The sequence below is a fragment of the Brevibacillus schisleri genome (assembly GCF_055685845.1).
Genome location: NZ_JBVNDM010000001.1, coordinates 3201947 through 3221206, shown reverse-complemented (window position 1 = coordinate 3221206; position 19260 = coordinate 3201947). Strand labels below are relative to the sequence as shown.

At 44.7% G+C, this 19260-nt stretch carries 18 protein-coding genes; 5 read left to right on the top strand and 13 right to left on the bottom strand.

Going from position 1 to position 19260, the window contains the following annotated elements:
- Positions 1 to 20: 20 nt before the first annotated feature.
- Positions 21 to 1016 (bottom strand): hypothetical protein, encoded by a 996-nt coding sequence (locus ACUUHJ_RS15810; RefSeq protein ID WP_472299301.1) that lies wholly within the window; start codon positions 1014 to 1016, stop codon positions 21 to 23.
- Positions 1017 to 1508: 492 nt separating this feature from the next.
- On the opposite strand from ACUUHJ_RS15810, the gene ACUUHJ_RS15805 reads away from it, so the two are divergent.
- Together ACUUHJ_RS15805 and ACUUHJ_RS15800 are read left to right on the top strand one after the other, a co-directional pair.
- Positions 1509 to 2039: a tyrosine-type recombinase/integrase gene (locus ACUUHJ_RS15805; RefSeq protein ID WP_472299300.1), complete on the top strand. Its 531-nt coding sequence runs from the start codon at positions 1509 to 1511 to the stop codon at positions 2037 to 2039.
- Positions 2040 to 2798: 759 nt separating this feature from the next.
- Positions 2799 to 3728, top strand: a complete 930-nt coding sequence (locus tag ACUUHJ_RS15800) for a tyrosine-type recombinase/integrase (RefSeq protein WP_472299299.1) — start codon at positions 2799 to 2801, stop codon at positions 3726 to 3728.
- Between the two features lie 824 nt (positions 3729 to 4552).
- Here the strand turns inward: ACUUHJ_RS15800 and ACUUHJ_RS15795 are convergent.
- The 9 genes from ACUUHJ_RS15795 to ACUUHJ_RS15755 all read right to left on the bottom strand — a co-directional run bounded on the left by ACUUHJ_RS15795 (position 4553) and on the right by ACUUHJ_RS15755 (position 11696).
- Complete coding sequence (locus tag ACUUHJ_RS15795) at positions 4553 to 5242, bottom strand: DUF4241 domain-containing protein (protein WP_472299298.1); 690 nt, start codon at positions 5240 to 5242, stop codon at positions 4553 to 4555.
- 80 nt (positions 5243 to 5322) lie between these two features.
- Positions 5323 to 6030 carry a purine-nucleoside phosphorylase gene (gene deoD, locus ACUUHJ_RS15790; RefSeq protein WP_015891320.1) on the bottom strand — a complete coding sequence of 236 codons (708 nt, stop codon included), beginning with the start codon at positions 6028 to 6030 and terminating at the stop codon, positions 5323 to 5325.
- A 183-nt stretch (positions 6031 to 6213) separates the two neighbouring features.
- Entirely contained in the window at positions 6214 to 6960 is a 747-nt protein-coding gene (locus tag ACUUHJ_RS15785; protein WP_472301200.1) for a glycosyltransferase, read from the bottom strand.
- On the bottom strand, positions 6920 to 7795 hold the full coding sequence (locus ACUUHJ_RS15780; protein WP_472299297.1) for a glycosyltransferase: 876 nt from the start codon (positions 7793 to 7795) through the stop codon (positions 6920 to 6922). Before ACUUHJ_RS15780 ends, ACUUHJ_RS15785 begins: the two co-directional genes overlap by 41 nt.
- A gap of 147 nt (positions 7796 to 7942) precedes the next feature.
- Positions 7943 to 9163, bottom strand: a complete 1221-nt coding sequence (locus ACUUHJ_RS15775) for a D-alanyl-D-alanine carboxypeptidase family protein (protein ID WP_354142392.1) — start codon at positions 9161 to 9163, stop codon at positions 7943 to 7945.
- Between the two features lie 71 nt (positions 9164 to 9234).
- On the bottom strand, positions 9235 to 10050 hold the full coding sequence (locus ACUUHJ_RS15770) for a GTP pyrophosphokinase (protein ID WP_064199339.1): 816 nt from the start codon (positions 10048 to 10050) through the stop codon (positions 9235 to 9237).
- A gap of 15 nt (positions 10051 to 10065) precedes the next feature.
- Positions 10066 to 10941, bottom strand: a complete 876-nt coding sequence (locus tag ACUUHJ_RS15765) for a M23 family metallopeptidase (RefSeq protein ID WP_064199338.1) — start codon at positions 10939 to 10941, stop codon at positions 10066 to 10068.
- Positions 10942 to 11045: 104 nt separating this feature from the next.
- The gene (locus ACUUHJ_RS15760) at positions 11046 to 11303 is read right to left on the bottom strand and encodes a hypothetical protein (protein WP_015891327.1); all 258 of its coding nucleotides are present in this window, start codon (positions 11301 to 11303) and stop codon (positions 11046 to 11048) included.
- Positions 11304 to 11489: 186 nt separating this feature from the next.
- Positions 11490 to 11696 carry an alpha/beta-type small acid-soluble spore protein gene (locus ACUUHJ_RS15755; protein ID WP_047067213.1) on the bottom strand — a complete coding sequence of 69 codons (207 nt, stop codon included), beginning with the start codon at positions 11694 to 11696 and terminating at the stop codon, positions 11490 to 11492.
- Positions 11697 to 11949: 253 nt separating this feature from the next.
- Here ACUUHJ_RS15755 and ACUUHJ_RS15750 point away from each other — a divergent pair, with 253 nt between their 5' ends.
- Positions 11950 to 12828 carry a 5'-3' exonuclease gene (locus tag ACUUHJ_RS15750; RefSeq protein WP_016743681.1) on the top strand — a complete coding sequence of 293 codons (879 nt, stop codon included), beginning with the start codon at positions 11950 to 11952 and terminating at the stop codon, positions 12826 to 12828.
- Between the two features lie 60 nt (positions 12829 to 12888).
- On the opposite strand, the gene ACUUHJ_RS15745 is transcribed toward ACUUHJ_RS15750, so the two are convergent.
- The 3 genes from ACUUHJ_RS15745 to ACUUHJ_RS15735 form a co-directional block, all read right to left on the bottom strand.
- Positions 12889 to 13188, bottom strand: a complete 300-nt coding sequence (locus ACUUHJ_RS15745; protein ID WP_289672933.1) for a MarR family transcriptional regulator — start codon at positions 13186 to 13188, stop codon at positions 12889 to 12891.
- Between the two features lie 149 nt (positions 13189 to 13337).
- A complete protein-coding gene (locus ACUUHJ_RS15740) occupies positions 13338 to 15056 on the bottom strand; it encodes a hypothetical protein (RefSeq protein ID WP_472299296.1) in 1719 nt (572 codons plus the stop codon).
- A 12-nt stretch (positions 15057 to 15068) separates the two neighbouring features.
- A complete protein-coding gene (locus tag ACUUHJ_RS15735; RefSeq protein ID WP_472299295.1) occupies positions 15069 to 16370 on the bottom strand; it encodes an AAA family ATPase in 1302 nt (433 codons plus the stop codon).
- A gap of 233 nt (positions 16371 to 16603) precedes the next feature.
- On the opposite strand from ACUUHJ_RS15735, the gene ACUUHJ_RS15730 reads away from it, so the two are divergent.
- Together ACUUHJ_RS15730 and ACUUHJ_RS15725 are read left to right on the top strand one after the other, a co-directional pair.
- Positions 16604 to 17998: a hypothetical protein gene (locus ACUUHJ_RS15730; protein ID WP_472299294.1), complete on the top strand. Its 1395-nt coding sequence runs from the start codon at positions 16604 to 16606 to the stop codon at positions 17996 to 17998.
- Between the two features lie 155 nt (positions 17999 to 18153).
- A complete protein-coding gene (locus tag ACUUHJ_RS15725) occupies positions 18154 to 19185 on the top strand; it encodes a YkvI family membrane protein (RefSeq protein ID WP_472299293.1) in 1032 nt (343 codons plus the stop codon).
- Positions 19186 to 19260: the final 75 nt, after the last annotated feature.

Here is a 19260-nt window from a genome sequence, read left to right as displayed (position 1 = left end):
GCCTCCCTATGAAATCAATGTTATTGAAGGTTCTTCAAAGTATATAGTCGGTTATCTTGGCTTGCGGATACTAACTCAAGATGGCCGGTAGATGTTTTCTCATCTAAATAAAGTGCAACCAGGTAATATGTACGAGGCTTCCCAGTAAGGTAACGATCGTGTTGCAAACCCAATTCATTTGCGACTATGTTCGCTACATCCAGTGCAGTTACAGACTTTTGTGATGCTTGTGTCAATGACTTGAGGCAACGTTCAATGGCATTAATCCATAAAAGGGGGATTTTATATTCCACTTGCTCACTCATCGATGTAGATGAAAAGCGATTTCTATTAGATTGGGTGAGGCTCTTGTCTACTAGAGAAGTGGATTCATCATAAAAGTTTGTAAATAGGTCGACTTGATAATCCTCTGTCCGTGATTTTTCATTTTCAGCTGCTCTTGAGGAACACTGCCGCGCGTAGTTCTGTACGAGGACATTCAACCTAGCTAGTTGTCGATCAAGCAGAGGTAAGCCTACTGAAAGGTGTTCTCGGATATCTGCGGGCAACTCAAGATCATCTGGTACAAAGAATGGTAGACGCCATCCATCTTCGATTTTACGCAGTATTTCATCACGTTCTAAATCGATGCTTTCCATTCCACGCTTAATGCGTCCTACGGTAGCAGCATCTAAGTTGGTGTAGTCTTGTATGCACTTGCTACCCAGGAGGAGCTCATCTCGGGTATCAAGATTTGTTACATGGTACACATGGCGGATCGGTCGCCCACATTCACATTTTTGATCGCGGACCCCTCGATCTTCGTAATTGCTAAGGACCCAACCTCCCACCTTACTAACAATGGTGTCATAGTCATCACTATCGACTAGAGATATTCCCTTAATCTCGGCCATTATGTTTAACCATTGAGTTCGTTTACCACGGCGCATATGATTATCTATGAAGTCTTTTTGTTCAGGAAGCAAACGACTAATAACCTCGTCTCGAATTAGCTCATTTAACTTCGAATACCCCATAAAGCACCTCTCTTAACAAAACTAATAACCCGATTTAGGATTTAATATGATTCCTTTCTTTAATCCATCCTTTAACTACGGATTCAGTTTTTTCAAGCCTTGTGACCCGCTCCTTTGCTTTCAGAACTTACGCAAATAGTGCTACTTCTAAATTGACCAATTTTTCTTTACTTTTGTTGGTATTCAGTTATTACTAATATAACCAATTTGTTCTAAATCGTCATGCAATTTGTACAAGTAGGATAAATTTATGGTTTCCCGAAATCTTCATCTAAATCTTTATACGCATAAGCTAACGGAGAACGTTAGCGCAAAATAAGCAGCCGCAGTCTAAGACTTTATTTTTCAAGTCATTGTCGGCGGCTTTTTAAATGTGGGTATGAGTCTAAATCTTAATTTGTACGACTGAAGATTTTTCCTGAAACAACTCCCTCCATATCAAGGATTCCAGTCTATTACTTTATTATCAATGAACAGGTTCAAATCATCCCATTGCCACCTAATTTAATGACAGAACTTATCGAGCATGTAAATAAACATCAATTAAAAGCAGAAGACAAACTGCTATTCGGATTAGGTGGACTTCCGTTAGGTGACAAAGCGTTAAACCGTATTACGAATCGCTTGTCGTCAGTTTTACAATTAAGCGGGGATGAGAAGATTACGCCTCATGGTTTTCGTGCAACAATTAGTACTCTTCTTTCCGAAAGAGGGATCGACCTTAACTCCATTCGATTTTTGCTTGGGCATTCAGAAAAAGATAACCTTCATTTTTACATCCGACGTTACGGAAGACATATCCAAGTCCTTCGTCGTGAGTTAACACGTCTCGAAGAAGAACTTTCCCAAAAGGGCGATGAGGTGATAATTTGGAAACCAGACTTTAAAGAATCGTCAAATAAGGAGCGGGAAACTGATACGTCGCAATCTCCGATCATTCCAAAAGAAACATTGATACAATTGCTCCAAACTCATCCAGACGTTGCAGCTATGATCCTACAAAAAGGATTGGTTCAGCTGTAGGGAGGAGTAGTGATACAAAACCCTATTGTCGTCCTGGATTCATAACATACCATGAGAGTAGCACAGGTTTTAGTCAATCGGTAACAAAACCATTGTAGTAAACGAGGGTTAAGAGGGGGAGGTTCAAAACAAACTAAAGAGCGTATAGGGTAATTGAGAATACAGTGTGTGAACGAAAGAATATGTAGAAGAGGAATTATAGAAAAGTCAATAAAAAGAATCATCTGAAAATTTTGTTTTGTTAAAAGCTCGATCAAAAAAATCTATAGTTTTAATAAGATTAAATCTAGTTCATAAAATTGCTATTTCATGAACTGAATTCCATCCAGAATGAACATATAGGGTGTATACCTATCATAAATACGTTCGGGCTTTTGGATCTCTTATATATGCCTTGGCTTAAGATCACAACATCATTTTATCGCTGCGCTTTTCTTTTCAAATTATGTATTAGATTACACTATATACAAACGTTGTTATATCAAGGCTTTGGCGTGCATTTAGGTAATTTCAATCTATTATGTAACGTGTATAATACCTATAACAACTTGGACAAACAACAAGAACTAATGTGATTAAGTTATCATTCAATATCATAAACGGCACTAAAGTAAAGTTGCAATTTTTTTGTCGACAAACACCAAACAACGTTTTTCCACGTAAAGGAAGTGACTTTGATTAATAATTTTTACTTCGCAAAATATGGATTTTGTGTAGTAAAATATGCTATTCTTTGTAAAAAGTGAGGTGATCTAGTTAGTGGAGAAGAGAACAATTGATGACTTGAACGATCAATTTGCAGTCTATTTGGAAATTAACCGCGGTTATTCCAAAGGAACTGTTGAGAACTACCATCGTTCAGTTTTTCGACTTTCGACCTGGTTAGAAGCGCGCCGTAACGTCTTGTATATTGATGAAATAACGTCTGCAGACCTTGAATTATTCCTCGGAACTCTAAAAAATCCTGATGGTACAGTATTTGAGCCTACAACCCGTCACACGATAATTTCAGGAATCCGTCAGTTTTTTCGCTGGGCTGTTAAATATAAGTATTTAGCTTACGATATATCCCAGAATATTGAAAACCCGAAGTTAAAAGAACAGCTTCCTAAAAGTTTGAGCGTTGAAGAAGCTTTAAAAATGATGAATTCCGCCCAAAAAAGAAAAATGCATGAACGCGACTATTTAATGACATCGATTTTTTTAATTCTTGGGATCCGGGTTTCAGAGTTAGTCGGAATGAATCTAAACGATATCCATGAATCCAAAGGCATAATAAAAATAAGGGGTAAAGGAAGTAAAGAACGCGAATTAACCTTCACCCCAAAACTGATTCAAGCAATCGATCGATACAAGCCCGTTCGTAAAAGAATTCTTGAAGAACGGAATAATAAAGACGAAGTCGCACTGTTTATAAATGAAAAGCATGGTAAGCGTTTAACCCGACGTGGAGTTGAACATATTATTGAACAAATTGCACAAGCAGCCGGTGTAGAATGTGATTTTAATGTATCTCCACATAAATTAAGACATACATGCGCAACCATTCTATATAACGAAGGTAACGCAGATCTACTTGCGATTTCTGAACTGCTTGGGCATAAAGACCCCAGTACTAGCAAAATTTATACGAAGATTAAACATGAAAAAATGCGTTCAGTGATTGAATCCAACCCATTAAACTATTAGAGATCTCCTTCTTTTGAAGCAAATGTGGTTGCATAACGTACAATTGAACCAAAAGTGATTGCAGATATGCTAACAGCTACAACTGTCAGTTTTCAACCGATTTATGCAATCGCTCTGGGTTCATTTTTACGTAATGCAACCTATTTTGCTTCATTTATGCAACCACTTTTGCTTCAACGGACACCAGACAGGAACCAAGAACCTTTAGTTATTCTCCCACTTGCTCTTTTTATCAGTTTACATAATATATATTATCGGACTCAAAATGAAATGCGTAATTTCTGAGAGGGGTACTCACCTGTTTATCAGTTTTATGTTACAAACTCGTTCGTGCATGGATCTAAAGATGGTGAAAAACATGCATGCGCCGAAACTTGTCCTTTTAAGAATCTAATTAGCAATCAGAAACTCTTCCAGTATGTTTATCAGTTTCACCATAAGATATTAACAAGCAGTAACAAAATTACTGTCTGAACCAGACATCATCTACAATCTACATAAAGCACTTAAATTCCAATAAAATAAAAAAATTCACTTTAAATAAAAAACATTATTTACATTTATTGTAAATTCATTTATATTATAATTAAGATCAATATAACTAAAAACGCCCGGAGGTCCCCAAATGACCAAAGTAATCCCAAAATCTAAAACGATCGCCCCTACACCGAAAAAAAGATCGTACGAAAATACGTTGAATAACCTGGCACAATACCTCGAACGAAATAAGAAAAAATAACCAATAAAAAGAGTGCCACTGAAGGCACTCTACTTTGGCGTCTATAAGCTTTTCTTCTCTCTTCCTTCCCCGTTTACCCCGACTTCTATTCTTCAGCAGTTCTCATCCAATCCAACAAGTAAAAATCTGTTACCAAACGTGCGATCTGTCCTTCCGTATCATAACCGATATAGCTCGCGTAGCTGCCGTCTCCCCAACCTGTTGAAAACATAGCAACATTAGAGCCTTCCGCCAAATCTATTAGCCCCCAACTCCGCGTGTGTTTATACGTTTGATCCATTTTCTTTGTCAATGTCTCAAAAAACATCTCGTCCTTCTCCATTTCTCGTTCCAAAAGCGCGCAAGCTTCTGTATCCATGAACGAGCCTGTCCCCGCATCCACACCGTAGCCAAAAAATTCACCTTCGCCAAGCTGTGACACATCTGACTCCGGCCAAACAGCCATTTTCCAAGACACGACAGGTTTATCTGAGAAGACAATCCGTGCCAATGCTACCCGTTCATCTGGCTCCAGAGCGTCATCCGTCTGCTCATCCTTTGACAGGGATTGAACTTGCGCAATAGCAAGCTGTACGGAAAAGCTCCCTTTTGGGAAAACCTCCTGAAACGGTTCAGTCTCAAACATGACAAACGGATCGTTCGCCACGATTTTTCCGGTTTTTATCTGAAGCTTGCCCATATCTTCACGGAACAACCTGTATATATAGCCATCCTGCTCTTGCGTATACCCTTCGTCAAATGCCGTTTCAAAAAAGGCAGGGCAGTTATGTTTCATGATTCCATCCCCTTTTTCCATTCTCTACATAAAATCCCACTGACGATAGTTTGCCAGTGGGATGTCGTCTGCATGCTAATTTACTTGATCAAAGCTGCGTCCAGCGCCACTTCAATCATTTCGTTGAAAGTCGATTGGCGCTCGTCAGCGGAAGTTTCTTCACCGGTAAGAATGTGATCACTCACGGTAAGGATAGACAATGCGTTGCGTTTATATTTTGCAGCCAATGTGTACAGCGCGGAAGATTCCATTTCAATAGCAAGCACTTGGTAGGATGCCAATTTTTTGTACAAATCCAAGCTCTCGCGATAGAAGCTGTCGCTCGTAAAGATATTCCCTACCTTGACGGGCAGATTACGCTCAGTCGCTACTTGATATGCTTTGTGCAACAATTCAAAGTTAGCAGTAGGAGCAAAATCAATCTGGTCGAATAAGAGACGATTCGTTTGGGATTCGGAGGATGCGCTCATGGCGATAATCACGTCACGAACTTTGATGTCTTCCTGGATCGCGCCGCATGTGCCAACGCGGATCAGGTTTTGAACGCCATACGATTGCATGAGCTCATTGGCGTAGATCGAGATAGAAGGAACTCCCATGCCCGTTCCTTGTACAGAAACGCGCTTACCTTTGTATGTACCTGTGAAGCCGAGCATGCCACGCACGTTGTTGTAGCACTCTGCTCCTTCGAGGAAAGTTTCAGCAATGTATTTGGCCCGTAGCGGATCTCCCGGCAGCAGGATGGTTTCAGCAATTTGACCTTGCTGTGCTCCAATATGGATACTCATAATCTGTTTGCTCCTTTATCAAGAAAAAATGACCTACTTGCCTATCGTACTACAAAAACCGAACAATGCAAAGTCAAGAGATCAAATGATTCCAGCGGCTTATGATGGCGCTTTTGCGCGTGACTTTTGAAAATAACGAATAAGCGATACCCACAGTTGGCATCGCCTCGACAACGGTATCATTCATTTGAGGGGCATTACGTAATCCATTGCTTCTAGATGATCTCCCAAGATCGTCTGGTTAACGCTCGATTTCTTCTTGCTTGGTGTCGCTCTTTTTCTCGTAAGCTTTGGTGCACTGTAAGAAGATGACACGACATGCAATTGTTTGTGTAGTGCAATGGCGTGCGCAACGGCAGGTACGGCCAAATGTTGAACGCCGATGGTAGCGGCAGCTTGTCGTGTCATAGCAAAAGGTAAATCGTACATCGAGGAAGTTCTCAGTTCATGACGTGAAGCCAAGGAATTGAGAAATGTCTTCGCTAGCAAAATGGTATCCGCTTCCATAGATGATTGTCGAAGGGGTGTCATGCACCTTCTCAACGCGATGTCTGCTCCTCGGTAACACGTTCTGACAAAGGATTGCATATCATTTGCAGCTACGACTTGATCTGCATCGAGAAACAACCACACATCTCCTGTGGCCTCCCTGGCACCAATGGCTCTCCATACATCATCCCCCAAAGAAAACGGGTACACAAGCGCGGTGAGTGGACAGGAGGAATAAGCGAGCTTTTTCACCGATTGATCCGGCCAGCCTTCCACAACGAGTACGATTTCCATGGGCCGAAGCTTCTCAATTTGTCTGAGTACTTTTTGGATTGTCCGCTCGTGGTGAACAGAAAGGATGACACTTAATCGATATCCATTCTGGCCTTTTTCTTTGCCATTAATGTGCTCTTCTCTGCGTTTTTTTGTGGGATCGCGCATATTTCGCTTTGCGTTTGCCACCCCGTCCACCGCCCTCCTTAACGCGCGATTCTAGATGAATGACCGAGCGCAGATGCAAAACGTCCGATGCATGCACCAAGTCACGGTGTCGTTGACCATCCTGCTCTGCGCGGCGCTGCTTCGTTCCACCCGTTAGTAGCTGGATTGCCTTCGCATGCTCCCGATAAATCGTACGAATGTCTTTTTGCACGATATCACGAGTACCAATTGGTTGGTTTTCCGCAGCAAACGGGGCGATTGTCGTCATTTTGAGCCCCAAGACAGACGCTTGAACCATAGCAACCGCCGGATGGCATAAAGTCTTGAAACCAATGGCCTCCAGAGCATTTCTGCTCAACGCAAACGGAATATTTTCAAAGGAAGCGGACCCCATGCTTTTTTGACCAAGAAGATGGTTCAACAGGCAATAGGCACTGTGTGCTGAACGTTCTCCTCTTTTGAATCCCCAGTGGTCGGAGCATGTCGTGATAATGACATCCCATCCCTTTTTGACCAGTGTGACATATTTCTTCAAATATAAGAGAGGCATGGCGAGTCGTCCGTCGATAAAAAGGACAACGTCTCCCCTCGCATGAGCAGAGCCGATCGCTATTGCCTCATGACTGTCAACTTCCAGACCGGTTGAAAGGACTAGTACTCCCCATTCATTGGACAGATTAGCTTCTTGGGAGCTCACTCCGTTGCACACGACGATTACTTCCGTGTGTGGATCTATTCTTTTGACAACAGAGAGTAGTTTTTTCATATTCCTGGTGTTGTCACTCATTGGGATGATGACGGACACGGCAGGGCGATCATAGATTCGGTTGTCCATCTCACTCCCCCTCACCAGAGAAAAGTTTCTTTCTCTAATGTACGCTCGTTTTCCACAATTGGACACGGCATCTATCCCCCACAGAAGACCTAACTAAAAAACAGGACGCGCATAGTGCTACGTCCTGTTTGGATTCTCATATTTGTATTAGTAGAACCGCCGTTGCAGACTGCGTTCGCGAATTCGTTTATTCCTCTGGACACGGGAAAACGTATACACGATTAAGAAAAAGTTCATTCCTAACCAGACGATTAATACGCTATAGCGCGCCAGTGGATGTGGGTTGCCACTTTCTGAATCCCCAAATATAGTAGCAGGAGCTGGAGCAGGCGGATCATGGCGAAGCAACGGATAAGAGATGGCTAGCTTGCCAGCCTGGACAGACAGGCTCCCATTTGCTTCTAGCTCTACCAAAGGCTCCACCCCTTTGGGAACCGTCGCATACAAATCTTCCTTGGCTGTAAAAGTCACAACCGAGGTATTACCAGGAACAGCTACTTCTGAAAAGGAATCTCCTTTTTTGGCAACAGATTTGGTCTCAAATCCTTGAAAGCCAAAGTCCAGTAGCTTTTTTATATCTTTGTATGCATTTGCACTAGTAGAGGCTTTCATTGTGACAGCGATGAGCTCTGTTTCTCCACGCTTGGCAGAGCCTACCAGCGTATGCATCGCCTGATCTGTAAACCCGTTTTTGATGCCAGTCGCCCCTTCGTATTCGCGCAGGAGCTTGTTATGATTCACTAGCACTGTTTCCCACGTTTGTCCATGCCAAGGCAGCCGCTTGGTACCGACAATTTCCCTAAATACGGGGTTTTTCATCGCGTACCGCGATATTTTGGCCATGTCAGCGGCAGTCGTGTAATGATTCGGGTCATGTAGTCCGTGTGGATTGGCAAAATTCGTTTCGGTGACCCCTACTTTTTCTTTCAAATAGGCGTTCAAATCCACTGCAAAACGCTCTGTCGTCTGACTCATATGCTCCGCAATCGCTGTACCAGCGTCGTTGCCCGAATTCATGAGCAGTCCGTACAACAAATTGCGTAGGGAAATCTTTTCTCCCTCTTCCAAATAAACACGTGTTCCTTCTTCACGGCGTGCTTTTTTTGAGACGGTGACAGTGTCATCCAGATTCCCTTTTTCTATCGTGTAAATACCTGTTGCGATTTTCGTAATACTAGCAGGGTACAACTTCTCATGAGGGTTCTTTTCAAACAAGACTTGTCCCGTTGTAGCATCAATCAGAATGGCTGATTGTCCAGTGAGAGTGTTAGGCTCCATGCTTGATGACTCCTCGGCAAAAGCGGAAGGCATGCCTAGGTTGAACAAAACCATCACCACAACGAGTAGGTTCGTTAGTAAAAAGCGCATGTTAGTCTATATCCTTTCCTACTTTGTCGCGTTTTTTCAGGTTACATTTGGTCTGTAGACAACTAGAGACGTTATTTCAACCGTATTCCCAACAAATCGTGAATCATTTTAAACTTAGGATTGTCCGCAAAAGCCTCTTCGAAACCACTGACATGTTCCCTGTACAAGGCTGCGGCGGAATCCAAATCTTGCTTGACGTACAAAGAAAATATTTCTTCCAGTTTTTCTTCCAGTGTCGTATCAACTTCTGCCGGTGTGAGAATTTCTTGGCGCAAATTGTTCATCAACACGTCGAGCTGATGCGTGATTACAGACGCTTCATGAAGCTGTTGCAACACGTCTGTCGGAATGTTGCCCGCATATTTGTAGCGCAGTTCATGTTCATTTGTCGCCCAGAAGTTCATTCCCAATGTACGGATTTGAATCTCACAAAAAAGTGTTCTCTTTTCGCTGCCGTGGTAGACCGTATACGAAACGATCATGTGAATACTTCTGTAGCCGGATTCCTTCGGAGCTGCTATATAGTCTTTGACATCGTGAATGACAATATCCTCCCGCTCCTGCAACAACTGCAGCACCTCGCGCACGTCGTCTACATAGCGGCATACGACTCGAAGGCCCGCGATATCCTGGACTTCCCTGGCGACGTCACTTTGCCAATGATCTCCCAAAAAGTCGATTCCTTTTTCATTTGCCTTCTTTACTAAACTGTCGACTTTTTTCACTCGTCCGACAACGAATTCAATAGGAGAATAACGGCCGCTTTTTTGAAAGCCGTATTTAATTCCTTTTAGTTTTAACTTTAGCTCTTCAACTGCCTGTTCATACGGCGCCAAGAAATGAACCATGTTGTTGAGTACTTTGCTTGGCACATTTGTGACTCTCATGAAGACACCTCCAAATTACTTCCAGAGGAAAGGTGATGCATCAAAAAACGGCTGTGGATTTACATACGTATTACCTACTAACATGCCGTAATGAAGGTGAGGACCTGTAGAAAAACCGGTGCTACCCATTTGTCCAATCACCTGTCCCTGTTTCACTTCTTGCCCTGTCTTTACATCTAGCTTGGACAAGTGAGCATAGATGGAAAAAATATTTAACCCGTGATCGATGATGATGGTATTGCCTGTTAAGTATAAAGAGTCGGCCAGAACCACTTTCCCGTGGTTGCTCGCCCCAATTGGCGTACCTGTTTTGTTCGCGATGTCAATCGCCGCATGTCTGTTGGCTGGTACACCGTTTACTACGCGCTGATAGCCAAATGGAGTCGTTAATTTTCCGACTGCTGGCTGTTGAAACGGCTCCGAGAAATACGGAATCGCTCGCGAGTTTGATCTAGCTGCATTGATCTTTTTTTGATCTGCATTGATTCGTTTTGTATCCTGTCGCATGTTGTTGAGCTGTTTACTTACCGTAAGCTTGTCTACTTCAAATTTTTTCGGTGCGATTGTCACCGTTACGGAAAGTTTTTTGTCAGCAGATGTAACTTTATAGGTCCCTGCTTTCGTGTTAAAAGGAATCGGGATAAACCGGGCATACTCATCCTGTGTCTTTTGCAATTGATAGTTCTGAGAGAATACCGTTACGGTTTGTGGCTCTTTACTGCGTACAAAAATAACGTCCCCAGGATATGTTTTGGCTGGCGTTACGCTAATCGCTGGTTGTTGTTTCGTCGTTTGGGCGTAAACCCCTTCTACTGTCTGGCTAAATATGCTTGTCCCAGGGACGAGCGTCAATGCTGTGGCCAACATGAGACTAACCATTGATTTGAACATAGACATGCTCCCTCCCATTTTCTAGTATAACAAAACACACCCTGAAAGGAAAAAGAAAAAGAAGGCTAATGAGCTAGCCTTCTCCAATCATTCCAAATGTAATCTTACTGTTTCTTCGAATAATCCGACATCATTTCCATGATGGATTGCACGCCTGTCAGCATTTCGCTTGCACGTTTAGTTTTTTGTGAGATGCCTTCAAAATCAAGTAACCCTTTTTTCCGTTCGTTCCATCTTTTAAACAATTCTTCCGCCATACCGGGGTTGCTTTTAACCGCTCTAATCCGCATGGAATCTTCGAGGACCCATGCTTCAAATTCGGGATGCTTTTTTAAAAGCTGCTTGACCTCTTTTTTCTTCATAGCCGGACGTCGCTCCTTTCCACTGGACAAACGAGGATAGTTAACTGTTCGTTACACCATATGACTAGTCCGCGATTGTGCTTGTGTGTTTGCACCACACAGGAAAGAAAAGGGCTATTCATGGCAAACATAGAAAGGCCCCTAAAAAGGGACCTCTCTTCATCCAGCTATTTACTTGTCAGTACGTTAGACTTGGCGACCAGCCATTTGTTGCTCAGCAAAGCTCACCAGACGCTTCGTAATTTCTCCACCAACAGAACCGTTTTGGCGAGAAGTAGTGTCTGGTCCGAGATTTACACCGAATTCAGATGCAATCTCATACTTGAGTTGATCCAAAGCTTGGTTCGCTTGAGGAACTAGCAGGTTGTTGGAGCTTCCACCGTTGTTTGCCATGATTGATTCCTCCCAACGCTTTTTTTCTCCCGGGACGGATTTGAACCGTCTAGCGTTTATTGCTTCTCACCTTGAGACCGGAAGTTGATTTTCAAGAGGTGGTTGCTGACCTCTTGTGGTACTATCATCCCACCGTAAGAAAAGTACATGCACGTTTTCTCCCGATATTTCTGTTGTAAAATCTGACAAGGTTGTCCCGCTCCTTTATGCTATAATGGTGCGTATAGTTTGGTAGTGAGAGGGGCAAGGTTTTGTGAGTGATTCTGGAAAAGTACTGCTCATCGATGGTATGAGCTTTTTATTTCGCGCCTTTTATGGTTCTGCTTGGGGTGGAGCCTATCGCCAGACTTCAACAGGTGTGTACACAAATGCGGTTTATGGATTTACAAAAATGATGCTCGATTACGCAGAGTTGACACGTCCTTCTCATCTCGTAGTGGGCTGGGATGTCGCTTCGCGCGAGTCTTTGGTGCGCAGTCAATGGTATGACGGCTATAAATCAAATCGCCAAGCAGCACCGGATGAGCTCATTCCACAATTCGATTTGGTAAAAGAAGTAACGGATGCGTTCTCGGTTCCGAACTTGGGTTGCCCTGGCTATGAAGGTGATGACGTATTGGGTACGCTCTCCACACGTCTTTCCGAAGAAGGACACGAGGTCATCATTGCGACAGGTGATTACGATAGCTTGCAGCTCATATCTGAGCGAGTGAGTGTAAAAATCCTGAAAAATGGCGGTAAACACGAGCATTATAATCCTGCGAGCCTCTTGGCATTGCGTGGAATTACACCTGAACAGGTCGTGGATGTCAAAGCTTTAATGGGAGATGCCTCTGACTGTATTCCAGGCTGCCCAGGAATTGGTGAGAAAACAGCGACAAAATTGATTACCGAGCATGGTGATCTGGACAACCTATATGTAAATCTGGCAAGCTGTACGCCAAAAATGCGCAGCAAGCTGGAAGAAAATCGCGATCAGGTATACTTAAGCAGAAAACTGGCTACGATTATTCGGGATGTTCCGGTGGAGTATGCGCTGGAGGATGCCCTATGGGAATACGATCGTCAAGTCGTTCAGAACAAATTCGATGAGCTTGAATTCGGACGTACGATGGCCGCGAGAGTTGGCTAATTAGGGTCATGAGCATCGGCTGAGAAGAAGCGGACTATCCCTTTTTTTCAGCCGATTTCTTTATGCACTGCATAATCGCTCTGTCAGTGAAACCCACACAATCCTGCGATCCATTTGGTCTCGGTACCTTCGTACCAAATTTTCCTCCTCCAGCCTACTAATTAAGCCTGAAGTTGTACTGTTTGACAAATCAATAGCCTTACTAAGGTCCCCCATTGTTCTTGGCCCGTTTTCAAGAATTTCGAGAATCAATACTTGTTGCCAATTGATTTCATTTGTTTTTAGCTCTTTTCGTGCAATATTTGAAAATAATACATTGGCTCCACGTATAAGCTTGGCCAGCTTAATCAGTCTCTCCATAGTCTCCTCCTTCTGCTATTTAATTGGCTACGCTCAGCATAGGCGAAACAATTAAAGAAAACAGTGGGTAAGAGTTAAAATTTTTCTTAACTGAAATGAAAAAATCCCGTCCCACGAGTGAGACGAGATTTGGAAGTACGTCGAACAACTTATTTGGCTGTTTGAAAAACATCTAGGAGCAACCCTGTATTCTCCTCCCCATCCGCTTCCCAGCTCGTCGCAAATTTGACGCGATGAGAAACTCCCAGCAAATCATACGCTTGTACGAGATGCTGCCTCGCAGAACCCACAATCAAGCTGTGCAAACGAACTTGTTTATGCTGGCCCAAAGAGATGAGTTTTTCTTGGACATAAGGAGAAATTCCCCCAATTCCATCCGTTACCATGACAAAATCTGCTCCACGCCACGCCTGTTCCTTTTCAACCAGCTCGATGGCTCGCTTCATCGGAGCGTCAAAGTGAGTCCCACCGCCAAACGACATTTGCGCCAGGCCGTAAAAGGCAGGCCAATCTGGCTTCTTGTGGTAGAGCGGTTGCTCCTTAATCTCTCCTTTTGCCCCGAACAAGAGGAGGATAAAATCGCGCTTTTCCAGCATCGAGAGGGCAGCAAACGTCATGATGAAAATTTGTGCAAGCCGCAGCTTACTTCCGCGCATCGAATGGGATGTGTCCAGCATGCAGATCACCGGACCCTTTGGCGGCTCTTCTACCCATCCCGAGGTATCGTAGGTCATGAGCTTTTGCTCCAGCCATTTGAGCATGAAGTAATTCTCGAAGTCCGGATCAGCGAGAAGCACAGCTTCACCAGGCAGCATGTGCGCAATATCGCCCGATTGTCGCAAATCATAGTATTCCTCAGGAAAATGTCTGGAACGAATTTCTTTGCGCTTAACACGAAAGCGATGGACTTGCCTGCCTACCTCGTTCAGAAAAGCGACCAGATCCGGATGGCGCCTCAATTTCTCAATCCATTTCAAATACTGCTCAAAGCTTTGCCTACGCAGCTTTCCTAACTCATGCCCCCAGCTTCGGTTGGCAAAACGCTGACTAGCCGTAAATACCTCTTCGACAAAAAGCGTATCGAGTTCCTCGGTGGATAACGTCGCCTTTAACGATTGCTCCAGCCATTGTCCCAGCTCTTTTTCAAAAGCGGCGATCGCTTCCTTCTCTTGCTTTTCCAATCGATCCAGCTGCTTTTCGCGTTGGACGAGCTCCCCCTCCAATTTTTTCACCTTTTGCAGAAGCTTGGTCCGTTTCGTGAACTGCACTTTCATTTCTTCTTGCAGCTCGGTAATGCGATTTTGCAAGGACAGTACCTCTGCCCGCACTAATGGCTTGGTGTCCATGGCTTCCTGCTTATCCTCCACGACGCGCTTCCCCTGTTGAAGGGTATAACCGACTAACTCGAGCTTGGCCTTTTGTTTTTCTGTCAGTAGCTCGGAAAGCTGTGCTTGTTGACTTCCCTCCCGGCCTTGCTGGTCTTTCAAGCCAGTTAAGAGCGGAGAGGGCCGTTGATCCTTCTCCCGCTGCTTCACTTCCTCGGAAAACGTCTCTGTTAGCCACAGCAAGGCCTTGATTGCTGTTTTGAACGATGAACTTTCCTGCCCGAATGTCCGCGGATGAATCATACGTGTAAAATACTGCTTCATAAGCGTACGAATCATCCAATGATGAAAAGGAGTGGATTCTTGCGTCAGATCGATCTCCGGCTTTTCCAAATAAAAGACGAGGAAAAAGTCAGCCAAGAGATCCAAATCAAACCATGCTGCTCGTGCCCGTGCTTCATGAACCCATTCCTGAGCCGTGCGCGAAGAGGCAAGGTATGTTTCAAATACATAACGATCAACACCACTAGCGCGAATGATCATACGAGCTACCCCCTACAACGTAAAATCATAATCCGCCCCGGGGATTTCCTTGTCAAAAATCGTCCGATACGTGCGCTGGAGTTGTTGTAAAATCCGTTCGCCTTCAATTCGCAGGTACGAATATTTGACCGCGTATTTTTCTACATGGGGAATCAAGCGGTTTTTTTCCAGGACATAGGCATGCAGATCGTGCTCCCGCTTCTCCCACTGAATAAGACGATTACGCAAGTCTCGTGCCGTCTCTTCTACCTCTTCGCGACTCTCCTCTAACAACCGGACATTGCGCTCCATCGCTTCCTTGCCCAGCTTTGCGCCCACTTCTTTTTTAAATTGGAAGGCATGCAGCTCTGATTCTTTTTCCTTCCATTTATCTGCAATTTGTCCGAAGCGTTGGAGTGGTAATTCATTCTCCATATCACTCTTCAGCATTTCCGTAAATTGTTGTTCAAACGCTTCCTGCATAACAGGTAAATCTTCAGGGACATTCCACAGCATATGCGGAGTGAAAACCGTGTCCCAGATCGTCACTTGCTCACGTCCATGCAAGGCAGCAGAAGTACGCCATACATTTGCGATTTTGCTCCAACGGCGGTCGGAGAGCATATACTCTTTTGCTTCCAAGTCTTGTTTGAGGCGGTACAGAAAATAAATGATGGTTTCTGGAATGACCACTTGCTTCGCTGCTGCTTGAATATCCTTCACGTCATACAGTGAGAACACAACGGGAAGAGGAGTCGTCGGCAAAGAAAACATGCGCTCATAGCTTGCAGCATGTTTCAAATAGTGAACCTCATAACGGAACAGGAAGCGGTCATAAAGAGCTGTCAATTGATCATCGTCATCAGGAAGCTCATTTGATGCAGCGATTAAAAACTGCAACGGAACCTCCTCTTTTTCTCTGCCATTGAAATAAACTCGTTCGTTCAATATAGAAAGCAGCGCATTCAGAATCGCGCTGTTCGCTTTGAAAATTTCGTCTAAAAACGCAAACTGAGCGTTGGGTAAATAACCAGCTGTTTTTCGTACGTATTGATCCAGTTTCAATTGCTGAAGGGAGACTGGACCGAATATCTCATCAGGAGTCGTAAAACGGGTAAGCAAATACTCGAACCAATGCTGCGATCCAAAAAGCTGAGAGACTGATCGTGCCAGCTGAGACTTCGCTGTTCCCGGCGGACCAATTAACAAAGCATTTTCCCCGCTCATGATGCCCAGCATTAAAAGGCGAATCAGTTCACTTCTTTCCAGGAAACGGCGCTCCAAAAGCTCAATTGCCTGGTCCATTTTACGTTGGATGGGTGTAGTCGAATTCATCGTAGTTGGCTACACGACGGACTGATTAGGAACGTCGATGTGCCGATCCCCCTCTCTTGCTTGGAACCCAAAGTTACGTCATTCATTAATAGTGGCATATCGTGGACAAAAATGCCAGTTTCCAGTTGGTTCACTCGTCTGCTCTGTGATGTGCGTTCACCCATGGCCTATTTTTCGCATATGTTGTGGCAACAAGGTACTTCCACCGGAGTAACGAAGAAGGAGGGAGCGACATGGGAATCGAGCTTTTGTGGATACATGGTGTGTATGTCTTGTTCGTGATCGGCATTATTCTCGTAATGGTTTTGCGAAAAGATACGAGTCTGATTAGTATCGTAGGCATAGCGATTATCGGCTTCGTCGCGACTAGCTCTGTGACAACAGCCGTCGGTGGAATATTCGGCAGCTTCATCTATGCGATTACCGAGCTATTACCGACGATTTTAGTCATCTGTATCATCGTTGCGATGAGTCACATTTTGACTGATACAGGCGTAAATGAAACGATGATTCGGCCGATGACCCATTTGGTTCGAAATCCAACATTGGCTTATTGGGTCATCGGGATCGTCATGATGGTCATTTCCTGGTTTTTCTGGCCTTCTCCAGCTGTCGCACTGATCGGTGCTGTCATGTTGCCCGTCGCATTGCGCGCTGGCCTGCCGGCGATGGGTGTCGCCGTTTCGATGAACTTGTTTGGACATGGAATTGCACTGTCCGGTGATTATATTATTCAAGGCGCCCCCACTTTAACCGCCAAAGCCGCAGGAATTCCTGTCACGGACGTGATTTCGGCCAGTGTCCCTCTCGTGATTATTATGGGCGTCGTGACAACTGCAATCGCATTCTGGTATTTGAAAAAAGACATGAAGCTCGGCGTGCTTCCGTCTCCCAAAGAGACTGTCGTACCCGATGCTGTTTTTACTTCCGCACGAGTCCCTTTGTCAGATGGCGTGCGGCGTACGTTGGCTGGACTCGTACCGTTATTATTTGTCCTCGATGTCGTGGCCATGTTTGCTTTTGATTTACACGGTGGTGATGCAACGGCGCTTGTGGGCGGAACTGCCTTGCTCATTCTCGTCATCGCGACGATGCTCGCGCACAAGAAAACTGGTCTCGAGCAGGTAACCACCCATCTCATTCAAGGCTTTCAGTTCGGTTTTAAAGTATTTGGTCCGGTCATCCCGATTGCTGCTTTCTTTTATATGGGGGACAGTGGGTTTATTAAGGTGTTTGGGGAGGTCCTGCCGCAGGGTTCACACGGAATCGTGAATGACCTCGGCGTGGCGCTCGCACAGACGATTCCCATTAGCAAGGAAGTAGCTGCTCTCACTGTATCCGCAGTAGGTGTCATTACAGGGTTAGATGGCTCAGGCTTCTCCGGGATTACACTGGCTGGCTCTTTGGCTCAACTATTTGCAACTGCTCTCGGTGCCGGTGCCGCTATGTTAACTGCACTCGGTCAAATTGCCGCTATCTGGGTCGGTGGTGGAACGATCATTCCTTGGGCATTGATTCCTGCTGCAGCAATTTGTGGAGTAGACCCTTTTGAGCTGGCGAGACGAAATTTGTATCCCGTGGCGATTGGGCTTTTGGTCACGACAATCGCAGCGATGTTTCTTTTGTAAAATGTCGGTATCTATTCGAAAAAGCGAATGGTCACGAGCCATTCGCTTTTTTCATGGGATAGCTAATCAGATTGACGCGTTTTCTCATTCTGTTTTTCTCCGAAACTCATACACTTGTACTAGCCTCTATTTGGATGAGAAAGGAAAAAACCAGTATGAAGTTGTGGGGAAAAAGTATCCAGGTCGCAGCAACGTACATTGGAACCGTCGTAGGCGCCGGGTTTGCGAGCGGTCAAGAAATCCTCGCGTTTTTCACCGCCTACGGCCATGCCGGAACAATTGGCATCCTGCTCGCCACCTCTCTTTTTGTTTGGCTGGGCTACAAGATGATGCTAATCGCTCATCATTTGCGCACACCTTCCTATGAATCCTTTAATCAAAAACTGTTTGGACCGATGATCGGTCGTACGATGAATATTTTGGTCTTTCTCACCCTTTTTGGCGTCACGACTGTCATGTTGGCGGGAGCGGGGTCGGTCTTGGAGGAGCAGTTCGACATTCCGTATTTGGTCGGGACCGTCGCCACCGTTCTGTTCGCCCTGTTGCTTCTGCGAAAAGGGTTGGAGCAGTTACTCGTCGTGAATGCGATCGTCGTTCCGTCCATGGTATTGTTCGCTTTGCTCATTTTGCTGGATGGCACCGCAGAATCTCCCATGCCGCTCTCGCCCCCATCTGATTACTCCTTCTTATGGAAGACAGTCTTATACGTGTCCTTTAATCTAGCCATGGCCCAATCCGTTCTTATCCCGATCGGCTATGCGATCCGCGACAAGGTTGTTTTGTTACGGGCAGCCGTCATTGGCGGAGTCGTGCTTGGATTTATGCTCCTCGTCGTCCATACGGCCATGTTGGCCAACTGGGACGATGTCCGCCTCATGAATATCCCGATTCTTTTTGTAACAGAGCAATGGAACGAATGGCTCCAGCTGTTCTTTGTTTTCGTGCTCTACTCCGAGATTTTTACCACGCTGATTTCCAATGTGTTCGGGATTGGTCAGCAGCTGCGTGAATTATTGGATGTTCCGGAAACGCGGCTTTACTTGTATTTGTTTTCTACTGCTTTCGTATTGTGCCTGATTGGATATAGTCAGTTGCTCATGTTTTTGTATCCATTGTTTGGGTATTTGGGGTTGTCTACGCTCTGTCGGATTTCACTTCCAGGAAATGGAATTAGAAAGCGGTTTTGATTGGACGACCATTAGACATTTTCTATCCATCATCCATGTCAAGAACGTTCGGATTTAAGGTAATCAAATGGTCCA